Here is a 2,942-nt window from a genome sequence, read left to right on the forward strand (position 1 = left end):
CAGGCGCTCCATCACCTCGAGCTCCGCGTCTTCGAGGGCGCTCTTGCGCTTGGCAAGCGACGCGATCTCGCTTTCGAGGCCCTGCGCCTCCTTGGCGTTGGCGCTGGATGCCAGTCGGCCGGCATCCCGGTCGCTGCGCGCCTGCACGACGGCGACGTCCGACTCGATGCGTGCCAGTTCGGTGCGGGCGTCGTCACGGGCGCCCAGCAGCCGCGACAGCTCCTGCGAATAGGCCTGGCGCTGCGCGAGCAGCTCCTTCACCCGGACTCCCTGCGGGGGGTTCTGGCGCAGCCGATCGGCCTGAGCGATCCTGGCATCGAGTTCGGTGAGGTCGAGGAGTCGGCGCTGGTCGGCGGGGCTGGCGTTCACCCCTTCAACCTACCGCCCGAGCGACGCTCCCACAGAGGCCTAGGATGGCTGGTGGCCGGTTGGCGCAGCGGTAGCGCAGCTCCTTTACACGGAGAAGGTCACCAGTTCGATCCTGGTACCGGCCACGATGCGGCCGCAGCGGGCGAAAACCATTGCGGACTGCACCACTCAGGCCCGCGACCGCGGCGCGCTGAGTGGGTAGGCTGAACGATGGCGCTTTGTGCGGTGCGGACAACGTCCGCGCGATCCGCGCCACGAATACCTGGCACGATCTGCCATACGAGAAAGGTCTTCCGTGACTGTCAACGATCAGGATCCGTACTCGCAGGAGGCCCTCGATAGCGACCCGGAGGAGACCTCCGAGTGGCAGGAGTCGCTCTCGCAGCTCGTCGATGCCAAGGGCTCCGGCCGCGGCCGCGAGATCATGCTCAGCCTGCTGCAGAAGTCGCACGAGCTGCAGCTGAACGTGCCGCAGGTGCCGACCACGGACTACATCAACACCATCGCGCCCGAGAACGAACCCGAGTTCCCCGGTGACGAGGAGCTCGAACGCCGCTACCGCCGGTGGATCCGCTGGAACGCCGCCATCACGGTGCACCGCGCGCAGCGCCCCGGTATCGGCGTCGGCGGCCACATCTCCACCTACGCCTCGTCGGCGTCGCTGTACGAAGTCGGCTTCAACCACTTCTTCCGCGGCCTTGACGACCCGTCCGGTGGCGACCAGATCTTCATCCAGGGTCACGCCTCCCCCGGCATCTACGCGCGATCCTTCCTCGAAGGCCGCCTCAGCACCGAGCAGCTCGACGGGTTCCGCCAGGAGGCTTCGAAAGCGCCCAACGGACTGCCGTCGTACCCTCACCCGCGGCTCATGCCGGACTACTGGCAGTTCCCGACCGTGTCGATGGGCCTCGGCCCCATCAACGCGATCTACCAGGCGATGACCAACAAGTACCTCACCAACCGCGGCATCAAGGACCTCTCGGACTCGCACGTCTGGGCCTTCCTCGGTGACGGCGAGATGGACGAGGTCGAGAGCCGCGGTCAGCTGCAGGTGGCAGCCAACGAGGGACTCGACAACCTCACCTTCGTCATCAACTGCAACCTCCAGCGCCTCGACGGCCCGGTGCGCGGCAACGGCAAGATCATCCAGGAACTGGAGAGCTTCTTCCGCGGTGCCGGCTGGAACGTCATCAAGGTCGTCTGGGGTCGTGGCTGGGACGAGCTGCTGCAGCAGGACGACGACGGCGCCCTCGTGCGCCTCATGAACACCACCCCCGACGGGGACTTCCAGACCTACCGCGCCGAGGACGGCAAGTTCATCCGCGACCACTTCTTCGGTCGCGACGAGCGCACGGCCAAGATGGTCGAGGACTGGTCCGACGACGACATCTGGGGCAAGCTCCGCCGCGGCGGGCTGGACTACCAGAAGGTCTACGCGGCCTACAAGACCGCCAAGGCTCACAAGGGTCAGCCGACGGTCATCCTCGCGAAGACCATCAAGGGCTACGGTCTCGGTCACCACTTCGAGGGACGCAACGCGACCCACCAGATGAAGAAGATGACGCTCGAGGACCTCAAGCACTTCCGCGACTCGATGCGCATCCCGATCACCGACGCGCAGCTCGAAGAGAACCCGTACCTGCCGCCGTACTACCACCCCGGTATGGAGGACGACACGATCAAGTACATGGTCGAGCGTCGTCGAAACCTCGGTGGATTCCTGCCTGAGCGTCGCACGACGCACGTGCCGCTCCCCCTTCCCGACGACAAGGCCTACGCCCTGCCGAAGAAGGGCTCCGGTACTCAGGAGATCGCCACCACTATGGCGTTCGTGCGTCTGCTGAAGGACCTGCTGCGATCGAAGGACTTCGGTCACCGCATCGTGCCGATCATCCCCGACGAAGCGCGCACGTTCGGTATGGACGCCTACTTCCCCACGGCGAAGATCTACAACCCGCACGGCCAGAACTACACCTCGGTCGACCGCGAGCTGCTGCTGGCGTACAAGGAGAGCCCGCAGGGCCAGATCCTGCACGTCGGCATCAACGAGGCCGGTGCCGTGGCGGCGTTCACCAACGTGGGTACCTCGTACTCCACGCACGGCGAGCCGCTCATCCCGGTGTACATCTTCTACTCGATGTTCGGCTTCCAGCGCACCGGCGACGCTCAGTGGGCAGCCGGCGACCAGATGGCCCGCGGGTTCATCATCGGCGCGACCGCCGGCCGCACCACGCTCACTGGTGAAGGTCTGCAGCATGCCGACGGTCACTCCCAGCTGCTGGCATCCACGAACCCGGCCACGATCTCCTACGACCCGGCCTTCGGTTACGAGATCGCCCACATCGTGCGCACGGGACTCGAGCGCATGTACGGCGGGAACCACCCGGATCCGAACGTCATGTACTACCTCACGGTGTACAACGAGCCGTATGTGCAGCCGACGGAGCCCGAGGGCGTCGACGTGGACGGGATCGTCCGCGGCATCCACCGCATCTCGGTCGGCGAGGGCGAGGGTCCCCGCACCCAGCTGCTCGCGTCGGGTGTCGGCGTGCAGTGGGCGCTCGAGGCTCAGA

Annotated in this window: 2 protein-coding genes and 1 tRNA gene; 2 read left to right on the forward strand and 1 reads right to left on the reverse strand. The window is 66.3% G+C overall.

The features are described from left to right. Positions 1-369: zinc ribbon domain-containing protein (locus tag NQ160_RS21705; RefSeq protein ID WP_374113699.1), on the reverse strand; the 369-nt coding region annotated here is incomplete at its 3' end. Between the two features lie 53 nt (positions 370-422). Here NQ160_RS21705 and NQ160_RS21710 point away from each other — a divergent pair. Together NQ160_RS21710 and aceE are read left to right on the forward strand one after the other, a co-directional pair. Then, positions 423-494 (forward strand) — tRNA-Val (locus tag NQ160_RS21710). 170 nt (positions 495-664) lie between these two features. Next, positions 665-2,942 (forward strand): pyruvate dehydrogenase (acetyl-transferring), homodimeric type (aceE, locus tag NQ160_RS21715; RefSeq protein ID WP_257517135.1); only part of this gene is annotated, 2,278 nt, incomplete at its 3' end.

It is taken from the genome of Microbacterium sp. zg.Y909, from assembly GCF_024626565.1.